Raw genomic sequence first — 19,444 nt, forward strand, 5'->3', positions numbered from 1 at the left:
ATAAGCCAAACAAACTTTGTATCTTCGTTTAATAAATAAACCGTGTTTATGAAAAACCCTATTGCCGAACGCATCACCGATTTTTTAAAGCATTATCCGCCCTTTTCAAGTTTATCCTATTTAAACTTGTTAGAGATTGCTAAAACTTGTCAAGTAATTTACTTAGAAAAAAATCAAACTTTATTCAAAATTAATGATGCTACGCATTCCTTTTTTTATGTTGTAGCTTCTGGTGCTGTTGGTTTATCTGTAACTTCAGATGCAGACGATGTTTTAATTGATAAATGTGATGAAGGCGATATTTTAGGTTTACGCCCGTTTTTTGCTAAGAATAATTACTTAATGACGGCAAAAGCTCGTGAAGAAAGTATTATTTATGCTATTCCTATTGAAACATTTAAACCTTATGTAATTGCAAATCCAGAAGTTTTAAGCTTCTTATTAGAGAGTTTTGCATCTAATACTAGAAATCCATACGATAAAAATAACAAAGGTAAATTGATTTCAGAAAACGTTATTTACAATGACCAAAGCTCAGAAATTCAGTATTACCAACCCATAAAATATACTTCTAATCCGATAACTGCTTCTCCTAATGATATTGTGAAATTTGTTGCACAAACAATGTCGAGTAGCAAAATTGGAAGTATGATTATTCACGAAAATAGAAAACCAATCGGAATTGTAACTGATAAAGATTTGCGTTCTAAAATTGCAACCGGACTTTATTCTATTGATGTTACGATTGATAAAATTATGTCTTCTCCTGTAATTACAGTAGCTGACAACTTGTCTATTGCTGAAGCACAAATTATAATGCTTAAGAATAATGTATCGCATCTATGTGTTACAAAAGATGGTTCTACCGATTCTGAAATTACTGGAATTATTACTGAGCATGATATTGTAGTGGCTCAAGCAAACAATCCTGGTGTGCTTTTAAAACAATCAAAACGCGCTCAAAAATCAGCTGATTTAAAAGAAGTTAGAGGAAAATTAGCCGATTTGATTCAGCATTCGTTAGATAAAAATGTACCTATTAATCATATTGGTTCTATTGTAGGCGAAATTAATTTAGCGATTACCAAACGTGCTATCGAATTAGCTATTGAAAAAATAGGAACTCCTCCTCCAGCCCAATTTGCTTGGATAAACATTGGAAGTCAAGGTAGAAAAGAACAACTTTTACTAACGGATCAAGATAATGCAATCGTTTTTGAAGATGTTCCAGAAGATAAATACGATACTGTTAAACAATATTTTATCGAATTAGCTGAAAAAGTAACCAAAACGCTTAACAAAGTTGGTTACGAATATTGTCCTGCCGAAATGATGGCAAGCAATCCCCTTTGGTGTAAATCGATTTCCGATTGGCAAAACCAGTTTAAAGGTTGGATTATTAATCCTGCCGATAAGGATGTTTTGCAAAACACCATTTTCTTCGATTACGATTTTGTTTACGGAAATGAATCTTTAGTAGATGTTATTACCAAAACAATTCATGAAGAAACTCATGAAAATCAGTTGTTTTTTGCCTATTTGGGTGCTGATGCATTGAAAAATCCGCCACCATTAGGTTTCTTCCGTCAGTTTTTAGTAGAAAGTGATGGCGAACACAAAGATACTTTTGATTTAAAAGGAAGAGCTTTAATGCCTTTGATTGATGCTGCACGAATTTTATCATTGAGTAAAGGAATTAAAAACACAGCCAATACCATTTCGAGATATGCAAAACTAGCAGAATTAGAACCGCAAAACGCTCCAATTTATGAAGCTTGTGGTGATGCTTTTGCCGAATTATTAAAGTTTAGAACTGAGGAAGGTTTGAAAAATGAAACAGATGGTAGGTATTTGAATTTAAGTGAGTTATCGAAGTTAGATAAAGTAAAACTTAAAAACGATTTCCAACCGATAAATGATATTCAGGAAGTGATTAAGAATAAATTCCAATTAACTTATTTTACTTAAAATATGGCAATTAATTGGTTTAAAAAAATAGTAAAAGATTACCCTAAATTTTGGGAAACGTACCTAAGTTGCTTTAATGAAAATCAAAGTAAAGAGCAACGTTATGTAGTTTTTGATTGTGAAACTACAGGTTTAGATTATAAATCGGATAGAATTTTATCTATTGGAGCTGTTGGAATTCAGAACAATCAAATTATTGTTGGCGACTTTATGGAAGTATTTTTACAACAAGATGTTTTCAACCCTGAAACAGTAGCATTACATGGGATTTTAAAAGAAGGAAAAGAAGAAAAAGTGGTTGAAGCTGAAGCTATAATTCGCTTTTTAGATTTTATAAAAGATGCAACATTAATAGGTCATCGCATAGATTTTGATATTGAAATGATAAACCAAGCTTTAAACCGATTGGATGTGGGTAAATTAGAAAATCAAGCTATGGATACTGATGTTATGTATCAAAAACTAAAATCCTTACCACAAGAACAGCACAGTTCGTTAGATGAATTATGTGATATTTATAAAATCAAAAAATCTGATCGTCATACCGCAAGTGGTGATGCATTTATTACAGCTTTATTGTTTTTGAAATTGAAACGAAAATTAGAGATTTAAAATAAAAAAACTGCCCCATTGCTGAAGCAGTTTCTTAACCAATAAAACTAAAAAACTAGAGCTTGCCGTTTTTAATTTCTTCCACTATTTCAGGATTTAATAAAGTGGAAATATCTCCAAAATTAGAGAAATCTCCTTCAGCAATCTTTCTTAATATTCTTCGCATAATTTTACCAGAACGTGTTTTTGGTAAACCACTAACAAACTGTATCTTATCTAATTTAGCGATTGGACCTATTTGATCTGAAATCAATTGATTGATCTCTATTGCTAAGTTATTTCTATCACGACCTTCACCTGTTTCTTTCAAGATAATGAATCCGTAAAGTGCATTTCCTTTGATATCATGAGGGAAACCTACAATTGCACTTTCTGCAACTGCTGGATGTTCATTAATAGCATCTTCAATTGGCGCTGTTCCTAAGTTGTGTCCAGAAACAATGATAACATCATCTACTCTACCTGTAATTCTATAATACCCAACTTCATCTCGTAAAGCCCCATCACCAGTGAAATATTTACCTGGGAAAGCAGTGAAATAGGTTTCTTTATAACGCTGATGATCACCCCAAATAGTTCTCGCCATGGACGGCCAAGGAAATTTAATACACAAAGCTCCTGTTACTTGATTACCTTCAATTTCATTACGCAATTCATCCATTAAAACAGGTTGAATTCCAGGTAATGGTAACGAAGCATACGTTGGTTTTGTAGGTGTTACAAACGGAATTGGAGAAATCATAATTCCTCCTGTTTCGGTTTGCCACCAAGTATCTACTAATGGACAACGCTTCCCTCCTACGTGGTCGTTGTACCAATGCCATGCTTCTTCGTTAATAGGTTCACCTACTGAACCAATTACTTTTAATGAACTTAGTGGAAATTTTTGAACATAATCTAAACTTTCTTTTGCTAAAGCACGAATAGCTGTTGGCGCAGTATAAAACTGTGTAACTTTATGTTTTTCAATCACTTCCCAAAAACGACTAAAATCTGGATAAGAAGGAACTCCTTCAAAAATTACCGTTGTAGCTCCGTTTAAAAGTGGTCCGTATAAAATATAAGAGTGACCTGTAATCCAACCAATATCTGCGGTACACCAATACACATCGTTTTCTTCGTAATTGAATACGTTTTTGAAGGTATAAGCGGTGTAAACCATATATCCGGCAGTAGAATGTACCATTCCTTTTGGTTTCCCAGTAGAACCCGAAGTATACAATATAAATAACGGATCTTCTGCATCCATAATTTCAGCGACATTGTTACCAATAGCAGCATCCATTAAAGGTTGTAACCATAAATCTCTGCCTTCTTTCATGGTAACTTCTGTATTGGTTCTATTAACTACCAAAACAGTTTCTACACAAGGACATTTTTCTAAAGCTTCATCAACAATTCCTTTTAAATCGATTGATTTATTACCTCTATAACTTCCGTCAGAAGTAATCACCATTTTACATTCACTATCATTAATACGACTAGCAACTGCCGAAGATGAAAATCCAGCAAAAACAACTGAATGTATAGCTCCAATTCGAGCACATGCTAATACAGCAACGGCTAATTCTGGAATCATTGGTAAATAAATACAAACTCTATCGCCTTTTTTAATGCCTTGATCGCGCAAAACATTTGCCATTTTAGACACACGAACGTATAATTCGTTGTAAGAAATATGTTGTGCTGCTTCGCTTGGATCATTTGGTTCAAAAATGATTGCGGTTTTATCGCCTCTTTTTGCTAAATGTCTGTCGATACAGTTTTTAGTGATATTTACTTTTGCATTCAAGAACCATTTAAAGTTAGCTTCTTGCATATCTACTTCAAAAACCTTGTCCCATTTTTGGTACCAAGTAAAGTTTTCATCGGCAATACGATCCCAAAATTTTCTTGGTTCACGTACCGATTTCTTATACATTTTAAAGTAGTTTTCTAAATCGTGTATTTTATAATAACTCATTTTTTAGCTTTATTTTAATTGATAATGTAAAGATAACCAATCTGTTTTAAGAATTTTATATTTTCTTGCTAAATAGATATAGTTAAGTGATTAGTAAAAAGTAATTAGTGATTGGTCAAAATTATTTAAAACAACCAATTTTAGCATGTTCTAAAACATCTCTAATTTCATCAATAATTGCTTCATCGTCAATGGTTGATGGAACTTGAAATTGTTCACCATCAGCAATGCTTCGCATCATTTTACGAAGAATTTTTCCAGAACGTGTTTTGGGTAAACGTTGCACAATAACTACATCACGCAATGAAGCCACCGCTCCAATTTGCTCACGAACTAAATGCACCACTTCATGTTGTAATTGGAAATGTTCAATATCTTCACCAGATTTTGCTACTACTAATGCTAACGGAATTTGACCTTTTAATTCGTCATTAATTCCAATAACAGCACACTCTGCCACAGAATGATGAGAAGCAACAATTTCTTCCATTTCAGCAGTTGAAAGTCGGTGACCCGCTACATTGATGACATCATCTACTCTACCTGTGATGTAAATATAATCGTCAGTATCTTTAAATCCGCCATCACCTGAGAAATAATAACCCGGAAACTTGTTTAAATATCCTGCTTTAAAACGTTCGTTGTCTTTCCATAAATCTAATAAAGTTCCTGGCGGTAATGGCAATTTAATTACTACGTAACCTTCTTCATTTGGACCTAACTCTTGTCCGTTTTCTCCAAAAATTCTAATGTCATAACCTGTAACCGCTTTTCCTGCTGAGCCTGGTTTTATAGGCAAATACTCTACTCCCATCATGTTAGCAATCATTGGCCAACCTGATTCTGTTTGCCACCAATGGTCGATAGCTGGAACTGGAATATGTTCGCGATACCATTCTAAAGTTGCTACATCACAACGTTCACCTGCTAAGAATTGAATTCGTAAACTACTTAAATCGTATTGTTTGATGAATTCTCCGTTTGGATCTTCTTTTTTAATAGCACGAATGGCTGTTGGAGCCGTAAACATGATATTTACTTTATGTTCAGCAATAACACGCCAAAATGTACTCGCATCAGGAGTTCGGATTGGTTTTCCTTCGAAAAGAACCGTAGTATTTCTATTCATTAAAGGTCCGTAGACAATATAACTATGCCCTACAACCCAACCCACATCAGAAGCAGCCCAAAAAACATCACCTTCTTTTGCATCGTAAATATGTTGCATTGAAAATTTAAGTGCAGTAGCATAACCGCCTGTATCTCTTACGATTCCTTTTGGTTTTCCAGTTGTTCCTGAAGTGTATAAAATGTATAATGGATGTGTCGAATTTACAGGAATACAAGGCGTTTCTTCAGAACCATAAACCAACGCATCGTAATCGACATCATATTTTTTAAACGGAACTCTTGCTCCTAATTTTCTATTGAAAACCACTACTTTTTCTGGTTTGTGATTGGCTAATTCGATAGCTTCATCTACTAAAGGTTTGTAGGCAATTAATCTATCGATTTCAATTCCTGAAGAAGCGGTAATAATGGCTTTAGGTTCGCAATCATCGATACGAATAGCTAACTCATGTGGGGCAAAACCTCCAAAAACTACTGAATGCGTTACTCCTATTCGAGCGCAAGCTAACATAGCGAATGCCGCTTGAGGAATCATTGGCATGTATATTACAGCGGTATCGCCTTTTTCTAAACCAAGTGATAATAAACCGCCTGCTAATTTGGCTACTTCGGTTTTAACTTCGTTAAATGTATACTTTTTAACAGTTTGTGTAACGGGTGAATCGTAGATGATAGCTACTTGTTCGCCATAGCCATCTTGAATGTGTTTGTCAACTGAAAGATAACAAGCATTTAAATCTCCATCGGCAAACCATAATGGATAACCGTTTTTATCAGTTGATAAAATATTGGAAGGTTGATTGTACCATTCTAATTGATTGGCTTGTTCTTTCCAGAATTCTTCAGAATAAGTTATACTTTTATTATATATATCGCAATAATTCATTTGTATTATTCAATTTATGTGATTTATTTTCTTTAGTAAATGTAGAAAATAAAATCATGCTAAATGAATTAATGTTGCTAAATAGATATAGATAGTTTTAAAGTATTAAAAAATTATAATTCATCAATTCTATTTGAAATCCACTCCTTGTATTTTTCTTTATGTATATTTTTATCAGTTTCAAAATTGAAAATAATGTCAATTCCTCCATCATAAGGTGATACAATTATTTTATTATTCAATGAAATAAAAAAAACTCTTGAAATATCGTTTGCAATGTCTTTTAAAATTTCATCATAAGAATTTAAATTCCACTTCTTTTCACAAACAAAAACATCTAATATTTCACCTTTATTAAAGTTGTTAGAAAAATGCTTTTCCAATTCAATTGAATAACTTCTTTCAAAATTTAAATTTGGATAAAAATTTATTAGTTCATGTTTTTCTTTCTTATGAATTATATTTGCCATAACTAAATAAATTTCTTCATTTTCATTGTAAATATCAGAAATTATTTGATTTTGTCGTTGCAAAATGATATTCATTTCTAAATCATTATCAGGATATCTTTTTGACTGTGGAAGGCTATGTATTCTTAACCATCTTTCATGATAAACTTCTTTAAAAAGATAATTTAATGGAATAGTCTGATTAAAATAATTATTCCAAAATTTTTCAAATTCTCTACCTATCATTTTTTGTCTAAATATATATTTTCTAACCCAACAACTCCTCCACTTTCTCCACTACTTTCTTAATCGAAAACGGCTTCGTCATATAAGCATCAGCACCAAGCGCTAAACCTTTTTCAATGTCACTTTCTTTATTTTTTGCAGATAAGAACATGACTTTTGTGTGTTGTAAATTAGCGTCTTTTCTAATTTGTTCTAAAGTAGCAAAACCATCTACCATAGGCATCATGATGTCTAAAATGATAACATCAGGGAAATTCGTTTTTAAAATATCTAAAGCTTCTTGTCCGTCGCGTGCTATGAAAACTTCGTAATTGCTTTTCTTAAAGGTGTATTCAAGCGTCATTACGATGTTGGGTTCGTCGTCTACTATTAAAATCTTTTTCATCGTCTCTTAATTTTCAATATTTTTTACTGGTAAAGTGAATACAATGCAAGCGCCTTTTACACTTGGTTCTACCCAAATTCTACCTTTGTGATGTTCAATAATTTGTTTGCAAATGGCCAATCCTAATCCGCTACCCACCGGTTTTTTGAAATTCTGATTGGAAGCTTGATAAAATTTGTCAAATATAACGTCAAAATCGTTAGGATTTATACCTTTTCCGTTGTCTTGAACCGAAGTTTCTATGAAATTATCTTTCTTTTTGACTTGAATCGTGATTAAACCATCGGTTTCTGGACAGAATTTTATTGCGTTTGATAGTAAATTGGTAACCACTTGAATGATTCTATCTTCGTCATAATAAGCCAAAACTTTGTCTTTGCTTTCAACATAAACGCTGATATTTCTATTCTTAATCAACTGTTTTAAAGGTTCAATCGAATGTTCAATCGTTGCAATTAGGTTGTTTTGACTTGGATGAATGGTTTGTTTACCCGTTTCGAATTTCTCTAAATCCAAAATTTTATCAATCAAACGATTCAATCGGTCGGATTCGGAAATGATATTTTGTAAAAACTGTTTTCGTAATTCTTCTGGAATTTCGTCATCATCGTGCAAAATCTCACTCGCAGCACGAATAGCGGTAATTGGCGTGCGAAGTTCGTGTGTTACCGTATCTAAAAATTCATCTTTTTGAACATCTTTTCGTACCAACGTTTCATTGGCTTTTTGTAATTCTGAAGTGATTTTTTGGAGTTGGTTCGAAGTTTCCGTCAATTTTTTATTGATGGTGATATTTTCTTTTGATTCTTCTAGAATTTTCAAAACTTCAGGAAGTGTAACTTTTTCTTCCTTAACCACACTCGAAATCAGAATTCGTGCCGAAGCTGTTCCAATGTGACCCGTTAATAAATTCTCGGCAAATTTCACTAATCTCGCATCTGCCAATTCTTGATCTTTATCCACATTGTACTTCACATTGAAGATATTCATGGCGCGTTTGGTACGTTCTTCTCCTAAAAATCGGATTAAGACTTTTTCGATATCACGTGTGTAAGCCGTTCCTTTCCAAACAAAAGCGTTTTCATGATTGGTACTGTATTTATCGATGTCAACGTACATTTCGGCATAATTGCGTTCGCGATAATTTCCTTTAAAACTCACCGAAACCGCGAAATAAGTCAGCGTATTGAACAACATACTCCAAAACAAAGCATGAGGAACCGGTTGCAAATAATCCAATCCGAAAAGTTGGAACGGTTTTAACAACCCAATTTTCATGAAACCTTCTGAAATAAACGAACTTTCATTATTGGTTAACCCGATAGCATAAGGCAATAACAAGGTATAAATACAAATTAAAAATCCAATTAAAATTCCATAAATAGCTCCTAATCTTGAACCTCTTCTCCAAAAAATGGCTCCGAAAAAGGCTGGTGCTAATTGAGCAATAATGACAAACGAAATCAATCCAATAGAAACCAAACTGTAATCTAAAGCGAAGAATCGGTAAATGAAATAAGCAGCGATAATGAGTGAAAAGATTCCGATTTTACGGATATTTACAATCTTTTTGTTGTTGATAATTTGCTCCTCGTTTTTTAATTTTCCTAAGAAAGTATACGGAATCAACAAGTTGTTACTCAACATCGTAGACAAACTGATACTCGAAACGACAATCATTGATATCGCAGCTGAAAATCCACCTAAAAACACTAAAACGGTTAAGGTTTTATTATCGAAAAATTGAGGAATTAAAAGTGAATATGTATCGGCATTAACATTTTGACCTTCAAATAAAACATTTCCACCCCAAGCAATTGGGTACACAAAAATATTGAACAACAATAAGTATAATGGAAACAACCAAATCGCAGTTTTAATATGACGTTCTCTGTTATTTTCTACTACCGACATTTGGAATTGTCTAGGCAATAAGAAAATAGCAAAAAGCGAAACCATACTCAAAAAGAACCAGTTTAATCCTTGTTCTAATCCGCCGATGGTATTTTTTTCTTTGAAGTTTTCTAAAAGTGAGGCTTTTGCATAAATATCATCGTATCCATCAAAAACGAAGAAAGTAACGTAAACTCCAACAATTAAAAAGAAGACTAACTTCAGTATACTTTCCAAAGCTACAGCAGTTACAATTCCCTTACGTTTTTCAGAAGCATCTACATAACGTGTTCCATAATAAGAAGCAAATAAGGCTAAAGCGATGGCGACATAAGTCGTGGTGTCATCAAAAATATAAGAACTTGTATTCGTTTTTGTTACAATATGAAATGTTTCTGAGATTGCTTTTAATTGTAAAGCGATGTAAGGAGTAATTCCAGCCAAACAAACGACAGTTACTATAGCTCCTAAAAAACGGCTGTTACCATAACGAAGTGAGATAAAATCAGCAATACTTGAAATTTTGTTCACACGAGAAATACGAATGATTTTCTTTAAAATAATAATCCAAGCCGGAATAATAATGATGGGTCCGATGTAAATGGGTAAATAACCTAAACCCGAATTTGCTGCTACTCCAATACTTCCATAGTACGTCCAAGCCGTACAATACACCGCTAATGATAAAGAATAGATGTATGAATTATTAGTCCATTTGATATTTTCTTTTTTTTCAGCCCAATGCGCTATAAAAAAAAGAATACCTAAGTAGCCTAGTAGAATAAGTAAAAGTATCGCACTATTCATAATAACGTTGAACTACAATCCATGACATTAAAACCGAAAATAACCAAACTGAAAAGACATAAATATAAATGATAGGAAACCCTAAAAAACTTTCGGAACTATCAAATAATAATACTATTGGCAAGTTGAGCGCCAAAAGCAATAGCAATGACAAAACCACTAATTTTTGTTGATGTCTTTTTTTCATTTTTATATCTATTTATAAAACCCAAAAGCCCTTATGTAAAATAAGAGCTTCTAAGTTAAGTATATTTTTTTTAATTAATCTTCATATTCGTCAGTGATTGCATACCAACCAAAAATAGTTAATCCGGTAACAACCATTGGTAAAAGTATAAAGAAAACTATAATTCCAAAAACTAAATCATCTTGTTTTCCTGAAGTTAATTTACCTCCAAAAATTCCAATCGAAAAATAGGCTATTGCAATTGCTAACGCTATCCATACGATTCCTAAATATTTTTTTATTGTGTTCATGATTATTATTTTTTAGTCGTGAAGTGTATTAATTTTTCTATCGATGTAAATCATTCCAATTACAAAACATATCGCTGCAATTCCAATTGGATACCAAAGTCCTTCTAAATAAAACTCTACATCACCTGCTTCTTTAGAAGTGGTAACAAAATAGGTTGAAATAGCAGGCAGTAATCCACCAAAGATACCATTTCCTACGTGATAAGGCAATGACATTGAGGTATATCTAATCTTAACTGGAAACATTTCTACAAGGAATGCCGCAATTGGTCCATAAACCATAGTCACAAAAATCACCTGAATAAAAACCATTAATACTAAGAACCATCGGTCGCTATTATTAATCATTTTAGTCACTTTGGTTTCTACTCTGTCTTTTCCTTTGTCATCTAACATTACTTTTCCACTTTCAAAATGGATAGTTTTGATTTCTTCTACAGTAGTGCCATCGGTGTAAGCTTTAGTTGTAGTGTAGATAGAATCCATTTTTGTAGCATCAATTTCTTTTAAAGAAGGAACTACTTTAGTTTGATTAACTATTTCTGTTTTCAATGCTAAATCTGTTGAAGCATACATGGCTCTATAAATTGGGCGATACGCTAAAATAGCAATCAACATACCACTCATCATAATCACTTTTCTTCCAACTTTATCACTCAACCATCCAAAGAATACGAAAAACGGTGTTCCTAATAAAAGCGCAATACCTAATAGAGTATCTACTTGAGAAGATTCAATACTTTGTACTGTTTTTAAGAAGTTCATGGCATAAAATTGCCCCGTATACCAAACAACTCCTTGCCCCATTGTTGCACCAAATAATGCTAAAAGAACAAATTTTAAATTGAATTTATTTCCAAAACTCTCTTTTAATGGATTTGTTGATGTTTTACCTTCCGATTTTGCTTTTGCGAAAGCTGGAGATTCATGCATATTTTTACGAATCAAGAACGAAACATATACCATTACAATAGAAACCCAAAACGGTACTCTCCATCCCCACTCATCAAAAGCTTCTTTAGACATTAGCCCTTTAGTAAGTAAGATTACCATCAAAGAGATAAATAAACCTACAGTTGCTGTAGTTTGAATCCAAGAAGTCCAATATCCTTTTTCGTTTTTAGGCGCATGTTCTGCTACATAAGTTGCTGCACCACCATATTCACCTCCAAGCGCTAAACCTTGAAGTAAACGAAGAATTAACACTAAAACAGGTGCTGCGTAGCCAATGGTTTCAAAACTTGGAATACATCCAATTATAAAAGTAGCACCACCCATTAACATTAAAGTAACCATAAAAGTATACTTTCTTCCAATTAAATCGCCTAATCTACCAAAGAAAAGGGCTCCAAACGGACGAACTACAAAACCTGCAGCAAATGTTGCTAAAGTTGATAGGAAAGCTGCTGTTGGATTGTCAGAAGGGAAAAATTTAGTAGATAATACTACAGCCAAACTTCCGAAGATGTAGAAGTCATACCACTCAATCATTGTTCCCATTGAGGAAGCCGAAATAACTTTCCAGATTCCTTTTGATGATTTGTTATCGCTCATAATTTAATTTTATTAGTTGTTTATAAATAGATTTGTAATTGTATGATGAATTCTCCTTTATACTTGTCAATTTTATCAACTGCTGTGTAAACAGGTCGTGTTGAATATTGGGTAGTAATTTTTGCATGATGACCGTCTAAGAAAAAGTTAGCACCTAAGTCAAATTGGCTACTTGCTTTTTCTAAAGCATCAAAGTTTTTATAAGTATAAGCTCCAAATGGTTGAATTCTTACTTTTGGTTTCTCACTTTTACTTGGTAATAAAACCCCTGCTTGTGTGTACCAAATATTCCCCGTACCAATCATCGGTTGTAAATTCCCTGCTCCTGCCAGAGATGGTGAACCTGAAAATGATGGATCGGCAATACTTTCATTCATAATACCAAGATTTCTTAAATAATTAGGTCCGAAATCATAATTATAGAAAACACTATACGCTGTGATAGCCATTTTTTTCTCTTTAGCTCCAATTGGCATATCCAAGAAAACATCACCAGCAAATAAGTTGATTGGATGTTCTTCAATTACTCCGTTTACTGAAGTTTGCGTTCCTTTTGGTGCATTATAAAAACCTGCTCCAATATTGAACATTTTTTTAGTTCCTAAATAAGTTCCCACTTTATAAGGTAAAAAGTTAGCTTCTTTATCAAAAAATTGATATTCCACATAACCCGCTTTTGACCATTGAGTAACATTGTTATTATCTACAGCTCTTGCAATGCTTGCATCGGTAACATTTGTTGGTGTTTGATTTGTAGAAAAAGGTTTATTGATACTAAAACGATACTCGAATTTGTTATATTTTCCTTTTGCGAAAATTCCAATTTGTCTTGCAAACTGATCTGAATTTTCAATTAAAGGCCAGTTGAAGATTGGTGCATCAATAGTTAAATAATTCAAAGTAGAAGACATTGTCATTCGAGATAAACCCATATAATAATGCAATCCAGCTCCAACAGACAAACTAAAAGGTTTTGATTCTTGTGGTAAAACTACAGCATATTCATTCCACGCATCATGGAAAAAAATTCCCGGTTTTTTTCCTGCTCCATATCCACCAGTTCCAGCCGAACCTGAAGCGCCACCATTAATAAAAGTTTGATTGTTAATTCCTATATGAGTCAAAATCATATAACGTGGAGAAATTTGTGCATAAGCTAACAAACGTAAACGACGTAAGCCAGCATCTTCATAAGAAGAAACAGATTCATCTCCAATCATAGAACCTGGATTCAAATCGGTTGAACGAAGCCAAACTTGATTCCATGCAATAAAGCGCATGTATTTGCTTCCTTCTGGATTTAAATTGAATTTTAAACCTCCACCGTAATCAGGTGAACCCTGAGCAGATACTAGCAGAGATAAAAATAATCCTGAAATAGTTAGTAATTTTTTCATAATTAAAATTTGGTTAGTTGGGCATTTCTGCATGACCAAATTCTAAAATTCTGTTAACGAAAAAAATTACAGTATATATTTTTGTAAAAAAGTATAGCTAATCTTTAAAACGTTCCCATTTTATAAGCATAAACTTATCTCCAAGTTCTGTTATAATCATACCTGCACCCGACAATTGATCCTTGTTTTGAAGGAATTCAACCAATTCATTATGCTTAAAAATCTTATATGTTGGATGGTAATTAGGATGTGGTGGTTTCTTGATTTTAAACTCTTTTACCCAATTACTAATAGAAACGTGTGAAACACCAATAATACGTTCAATTTCTCTAAAACTTAAACCTTCTAGATACAATTGCAAAGCTTTAGTTACATAGTAATCATCTATCTTTTTTCCTAATTTATTGACAGTGAAGTAATAATTACATGATTTACATAAATAGCGCTGTCTATCTTTGATGATACCACTTTTAACGATATTGTCGCTTTGACACTTCGGACAGGATAAAATCTCCATATATATAATTTTTGCATAAATATACTAATTTTGCAAAATATACAAAAAATAATATGATAAAAATTTTAATTTATTTTTTTACTTCTTTCAATTTTTAGGTTTTAAAATTGTGAATAGTATAAATTAAACTCAAAATCACTACATTTTTAATTTTGTTAAAATGAAAAAAAATGCATTTTTGTTATGAAATAGTATAGTTATTTTATTTAATTTGTAGAAACAACACTAAACTATGCAATTCGATATTACTACTACGGAATCTTCCACTTTATATAAACTATTAACAGGAACTGTAATTCCTAGACCGATAGGTTGGATTTCAACAATTGATGCCAATGGAATTAATAACCTTGCTCCTTTTTCCTTTTTTAATGTAGTAAGCGAAGATCCGCCACACGTTATGTTTTCAACTGTTAGAACTGGAAACAAAAACAAAGACACCTTAAATAATATATTAGACAACAAACAATTCGTTGTCAATTTAGTTACGGAAGAAGTTGTAGAACAAATGAACACCACTTCTCAAAGCGTAGCTTCTGATATTGATGAATTTGAATTAGCTGGAGTTACTCCTATTGATGCTATTTACATCAAACCAAAACGTGTCAAAGAAAGCTTGGTCCATTTTGAATGTGAAATGGTACATCATTATTTCATTGAAAACCATCAGAATGGAGGTGCTTGTATTATTATTGGTAAAATTATCACGATGCATATAGATGATTCTATTCTAATGGAAAATCATAGGATTAACTTAGATAAATACAAACCAGTTGCACGTTTAGCAGGTTCAAATTATAGTAAATTAGGAGAAATTTTTTCAATCAAAAGACAATAACTAATTATCAATTATTCATTGTTAATTATCAATTAAAAACATGAAAATAACAGTTATAGGTGGTGGTCCAGGCGGACTTTACTTTTCGATATTAACAAAAAAAGCAATGCCTCATTGCCAAATCGATATTTACGAACGCAATAAACCCGACGATAGTTTTGGTTTTGGTGTCGTATTTTCAGATGAAACGCTAGGAGAATTTTTAAAACGAGACATGCAATCGTACGAATTAATTCGTAGCAAATTTGCGTATTGGGATGATATTATCGTTGCTCGTGATGGTGAAGAAGTAAGTATTGCTGGAAATGGTTTTTGCGGTTGTTCACGTAAAACATTGTTACAATTATTACAACAACGCTGTTTAGAAGAAGGCGTAAATCTGCATTTCGAACAAAATGTTGAAGATTTATCGCAATTCGCAGATTCTGATATAATTCTAGCAACAGATGGAATTGCAAGTGCTATCCGTACAAAATACCAAAAGGAATTCGGAACTAAAATCGAATTAAAGAAAAACCGCTTTGTTTGGTTAGGTTCTACAAAACCGCTAGATGCATTTACTTATTTCTTCAGAAGTACACCTCACGGAACTATAGTTGCTCACTCCTATCAATATGAAGAAGGCATGAGTACATGGATTTTTGAATGTTCAGATGAAACGTGGCAAAAACACGGCTTTGAAGTCACAAATGAAGAAGACACGATGACCAAAATCGCAGAAATCTTCAAAGAAGAATTAGATGGTCATCCGCTAATTTCAAACAAATCACATTGGCGTCAATTTCCGCATGTAACGAATGAAAATTGGTATCATAACAATATTGTTTTATTAGGCGATGCGAAAGCTACAGCCCACTACTCTATTGGCTCAGGAACCAAATTAGCAATGGATTGTGCTATCGGATTATCAGATGCCGTAATTGCGAATCCAAATAACGTGCAAGCCGCTTTTGAACAATACGACAAGTCAAGAAGAAATACAGTAGAAATGATTCAATATGCAGCAATCGTTTCTTTAGATTGGTTCGAAAATATGGATCGTCACATGCAACATCCGTTCCAACAATTTGCTTTTGGATGTATGACGCGTTCTAAGAAAGTAACGTATGAAAATTTAAGATTACGTGATAAATCATTTACAGATAAAGTTCTAAAAGAGTTTAACAATAATCTTGTCAAATCGAGCGAAGTCGAGATTGTTTCGGCTGCATTTACGCCATTTAAAATTAGAGAACTAGAACTCCCAAACCGCATCGTTATGGCGCCAATGGGACAATATTCCGCTACAGACGGATTGGTTTCCGATTGGCATTTAGTCCATTACGGAAGTCGCGCTACTGGTGGTGTTGGGTTAATCATTACCGAAATGACCGCAATTTCAGAAACCGGAAGAATTACAGAAGGTTGTGCGGGAATTTACAATGCAGAACAATTGAACCAATGGAAAAAAATCACGGATTTCATCCATAACAATACCGAAACAAAAATCGGAATTCAATTAGGACATTCAGGAAGAAAAGGTGCTACTAAAAAACCTTGGGAAGGCAACGGACCAATGGAAACGCCTTGGAATTTAATTTCCGCCTCTCCTATTCCATTCAACGATAATTTTGCTACTCCAAAGGAAATGACTTTGGAAGATATGGAGGAAATCAAAGCGCAATTCGTTCAAGCTACTAAAAATGCAGACGAAGCTGGTTTTGATATGATTGAATTACAAGCACATCACGGCTTTTTATTAGCTTCTTTCTTGTCTCCATTGACTAATATCCGTACGGACGAATTTGGTGAAAACATCGAAAATCGTTTGAAATATCCAATAGAAGTTTTTAAAGCAATTCGTGAAGTATTCCCAACTGAAAAACCAATTTCAGTGCGAATTTCAGCAACAGATTGGGCAGAAAATGGAATTTCAGAACAAGATGTAATTACTATTGCAACTGCTTTCAAAAATGCTGGAGCAGATATCATAAATGTTTCAACAGGAAATACTGTCGCTGGACAAAAACCATTAACGGGAAGAATGTGGCAAACACCTTTTTCGGATGCTGTTCGAAATACCGTTCATATTCCAACCATAACTGCTGGCTATATTCAAGACATCGACCAAATTAACACCATAATTCTTAACGGAAGAGCCGATTTAGTCGCTTTGGGACGACCATTATTGTTAGATGCTAATTTCGTTAGAAACGCACAAGCTTACGAACAATTTCAAGCGAATGATATCCCAAATCCATATAAAATGGGCGTTTCTCATTTGTATCCACTTAAGGCTTCAGAAAGAAAACAAGTGGAAGGCATGAAAAAAGCATTAAAACCGAAAAGTAATAAGAAGTAAATAATTACGAATTAGAAATTACGAATTATGAAAAATGATAATGTTGTTCAAATAAAAAGTTATGCTTTTGCTGTTCGAATAATAAAAGTTTTTAAATATTTATCTGAACAAAAAAAAGAATTTGTTTTAAGTAAACAACTATTAAGATGTGGAACTTCAATTGGAGCTAATATTGAAGAAGCCATTGGAGGACAATCAGGAAAAGATTTTTTCGCCAAATTAACCATATCATATAAAGAAGCAAGAGAAACACATTATTGGATTAGATTATTAAAAGATACTGATTATTTATCTGTTGAGGAAGCTGATAGTTTACTCAAAGATGTTGATGAGTTACTTAGAATAATTGGTTCTATTCAAAAAACGTTACGTAATTCGTAATTTAAAATTCGTAATTAATGAAGGATAATTTCGCTCACAATAGCTTACCTGCTCTGGAATTACAACCAGAATATACCTTTTTGGATTTACCTCAATTCCAACATTCAGAAATGCTGAATTGCGTGGATAGATTGTTAGACAACCACATTCGTGAAGGTCGTGGAAATAGCATTTGTATTCGTACGTTTGAGGAAACTTGGACTTATCAAGATTTATTTGAAAAAGTGAATCAAATTGCTCATGTTTTGGTAGATGATTTAGGATTACAATCTGGTAATCGCGTTTTGATTCGTTCGGCTAACAATCCCATGATGGTTGCGTGTTGGTTTGCTATTTTAAAAGCGGGCGGAATTGTAGTAGCGACCATGCCATTGCTTCGTTCTAAAGAATTGACTACGATTATCGATTGTGCTGAAATTTCGCATGTGTTGTGTGATAAGGAATTGGAAGAAGAAATTCATTTGGTTAAGTCAAATTTCCTAAAACAAACTTGTTTTTATGGTAATTCGCAATTGGAAGAATTAATGGCTACCAAACCAAAAACTTTCCATAATTATCATTCCAAATCAGATTCGGTGGCTTTGATTGGTTTCACTTCTGGAACCACGGGTTTACCCAAAATGACGGCACATTATCACAAAGATATTTTGAATATTTGCGAAGCTTTTCCAAAATATTCACTACAGCCTTCACCAAATGATATTTTCACAGGAAGTCCACCATTAGGTTTTACCTTTGGTTTAGGTGGATTGGTTTTGTTTCCAATGTATTTTGGAGCTTCAACATTTCTTATCGAAAAACCAAGTCCAGATTTATTATTGAAAGCGATTCAAGATTTTAAAATAACTATTTGCTTCACCGCTCCTACTGCTTGGCGCATCATCACCACAAAAGTTCAAGATTACGATATTTCGAGTTTGAGAAAATGTGTATCTGCTGGTGAAACTTTGCCTTTGAAAATTTGGCAAGATTGGTATGAAGCTACAGGTTTAAAAATCATAGATGGAATCGGTGCTACAGAAATGTTGCATATTTTTATTTCGTCCAATGAAGAAAACATGAAACCTGGAGCAACAGGAAAAGCCATCACCGGTTATGAAGCTAAAATCATAGATCAACAAGGCAACGAATTACAAAAAAACGAAGCCGGAAGACTAGCTGTTCGAGGAATTACTGGTTGCAAATACCTAAACCGAGAAGAAAAACAACGAGAATACGTTGAAAACGGTTGGAACATCACAGGCGACATTTTTCGTCAAGATGAAGAAGGTTATTTCCATTTTGTAGCTCGTGGTGATGATATGATTATTTCTTCTGGCTATAATATTGCGGCAATTGAAGTAGAATCCGTACTTTTAACCCACGAAGATATTTTGGAATGTGCTGTAGTAGGTTTACCAGATGAAGAACGAGGAATGTTAGTTTGTGCGCATATTGTATTACACGATACAACTAAAGCAACAGATGTAATGAAGAATCGTATCCAACACTGGTTCAAAGAAGTAGCTGCTCCTTATAAATATCCAAGAGTAATTAATTTTGTGGAATGTTTGCCAAAAACGGAAACAGGGAAAATACAACGATTTAAGTTGAAGTAGA

At 33.3% G+C, this 19,444-nt stretch carries 16 protein-coding genes; 6 read left to right on the forward strand and 10 right to left on the reverse strand.

Going from position 1 to position 19,444, the window contains the following annotated elements:
• The first annotated feature begins 48 nt into the window (after positions 1–48).
• Together AAEO58_RS10320 and AAEO58_RS10325 are read left to right on the forward strand one after the other, a co-directional pair.
• A complete protein-coding gene (locus tag AAEO58_RS10320) occupies positions 49–1,968 on the forward strand; it encodes a DUF294 nucleotidyltransferase-like domain-containing protein (protein ID WP_341683320.1) in 1,920 nt (639 codons plus the stop codon).
• Between the two features lie 3 nt (positions 1,969–1,971).
• Positions 1,972–2,580 carry a 3'-5' exonuclease gene (locus AAEO58_RS10325; RefSeq protein ID WP_341683321.1) on the forward strand — a complete coding sequence of 203 codons (609 nt, stop codon included), beginning with the start codon at positions 1,972–1,974 and terminating at the stop codon, positions 2,578–2,580.
• Between the two features lie 55 nt (positions 2,581–2,635).
• On the opposite strand, the gene acs is transcribed toward AAEO58_RS10325, so the two are convergent.
• From acs to AAEO58_RS10375, 10 genes are all read right to left on the reverse strand, one after another.
• Positions 2,636–4,543, reverse strand: a complete 1,908-nt coding sequence (gene acs, locus AAEO58_RS10330; RefSeq protein WP_264369386.1) for an acetate--CoA ligase — start codon at positions 4,541–4,543, stop codon at positions 2,636–2,638.
• Positions 4,544–4,664: 121 nt separating this feature from the next.
• Complete coding sequence (locus AAEO58_RS10335) at positions 4,665–6,560, reverse strand: acetate--CoA ligase (protein ID WP_341683322.1); 1,896 nt, start codon at positions 6,558–6,560, stop codon at positions 4,665–4,667.
• Positions 6,561–6,673: 113 nt separating this feature from the next.
• A complete protein-coding gene (locus tag AAEO58_RS10340) occupies positions 6,674–7,255 on the reverse strand; it encodes a DUF3885 domain-containing protein (RefSeq protein WP_341683323.1) in 582 nt (193 codons plus the stop codon).
• A 22-nt stretch (positions 7,256–7,277) separates the two neighbouring features.
• Complete coding sequence (locus AAEO58_RS10345; RefSeq protein ID WP_341683324.1) at positions 7,278–7,640, reverse strand: response regulator transcription factor; 363 nt, start codon at positions 7,638–7,640, stop codon at positions 7,278–7,280.
• A gap of 6 nt (positions 7,641–7,646) precedes the next feature.
• Positions 7,647–10,340 carry an ATP-binding protein gene (locus AAEO58_RS10350; RefSeq protein WP_341683325.1) on the reverse strand — a complete coding sequence of 898 codons (2,694 nt, stop codon included), beginning with the start codon at positions 10,338–10,340 and terminating at the stop codon, positions 7,647–7,649.
• Positions 10,333–10,527, reverse strand: a complete 195-nt coding sequence (locus tag AAEO58_RS10355; RefSeq protein ID WP_341683326.1) for a hypothetical protein — start codon at positions 10,525–10,527, stop codon at positions 10,333–10,335. Before AAEO58_RS10355 ends, AAEO58_RS10350 begins: the two co-directional genes overlap by 8 nt.
• A gap of 74 nt (positions 10,528–10,601) precedes the next feature.
• On the reverse strand, positions 10,602–10,817 hold the full coding sequence (locus AAEO58_RS10360) for a DUF6814 family protein (protein ID WP_264369391.1): 216 nt from the start codon (positions 10,815–10,817) through the stop codon (positions 10,602–10,604).
• Positions 10,818–10,829: 12 nt separating this feature from the next.
• On the reverse strand, positions 10,830–12,371 hold the full coding sequence (locus AAEO58_RS10365) for an MFS transporter (RefSeq protein ID WP_341683327.1): 1,542 nt from the start codon (positions 12,369–12,371) through the stop codon (positions 10,830–10,832).
• A gap of 20 nt (positions 12,372–12,391) precedes the next feature.
• A complete protein-coding gene (locus AAEO58_RS10370) occupies positions 12,392–13,768 on the reverse strand; it encodes a porin (protein WP_341683328.1) in 1,377 nt (458 codons plus the stop codon).
• Positions 13,769–13,865: 97 nt separating this feature from the next.
• Positions 13,866–14,285, reverse strand: coding sequence for an IS1/IS1595 family N-terminal zinc-binding domain-containing protein (locus AAEO58_RS10375; protein WP_026725866.1), 420 nt, complete (start codon positions 14,283–14,285; stop codon positions 13,866–13,868).
• A 232-nt stretch (positions 14,286–14,517) separates the two neighbouring features.
• Here AAEO58_RS10375 and AAEO58_RS10380 point away from each other — a divergent pair, with 232 nt between their 5' ends.
• Genes AAEO58_RS10380 through AAEO58_RS10395 form a run of 4 tightly spaced genes read left to right on the forward strand, consistent with a single transcriptional unit; the run spans position 14,518 to position 19,443 of the window.
• Positions 14,518–15,123: a flavin reductase family protein gene (locus tag AAEO58_RS10380; protein WP_341683329.1), complete on the forward strand. Its 606-nt coding sequence runs from the start codon at positions 14,518–14,520 to the stop codon at positions 15,121–15,123.
• 40 nt (positions 15,124–15,163) lie between these two features.
• Positions 15,164–17,464, forward strand: a complete 2,301-nt coding sequence (locus tag AAEO58_RS10385; protein ID WP_341683330.1) for an oxidoreductase — start codon at positions 15,164–15,166, stop codon at positions 17,462–17,464.
• A 27-nt stretch (positions 17,465–17,491) separates the two neighbouring features.
• Positions 17,492–17,845 carry a four helix bundle protein gene (locus AAEO58_RS10390; protein ID WP_341683331.1) on the forward strand — a complete coding sequence of 118 codons (354 nt, stop codon included), beginning with the start codon at positions 17,492–17,494 and terminating at the stop codon, positions 17,843–17,845.
• Positions 17,846–17,862: 17 nt separating this feature from the next.
• Positions 17,863–19,443, forward strand: coding sequence for an AMP-binding protein (locus tag AAEO58_RS10395; protein ID WP_341683332.1), 1,581 nt, complete (start codon positions 17,863–17,865; stop codon positions 19,441–19,443).
• The last annotated feature ends 1 nt before the right edge of the window (position 19,444 follow it).

Source organism: Flavobacterium helocola (genome assembly GCF_038289885.1).
Lineage (GTDB): Bacteria > Bacteroidota > Bacteroidia > Flavobacteriales > Flavobacteriaceae > Flavobacterium > Flavobacterium cheniae.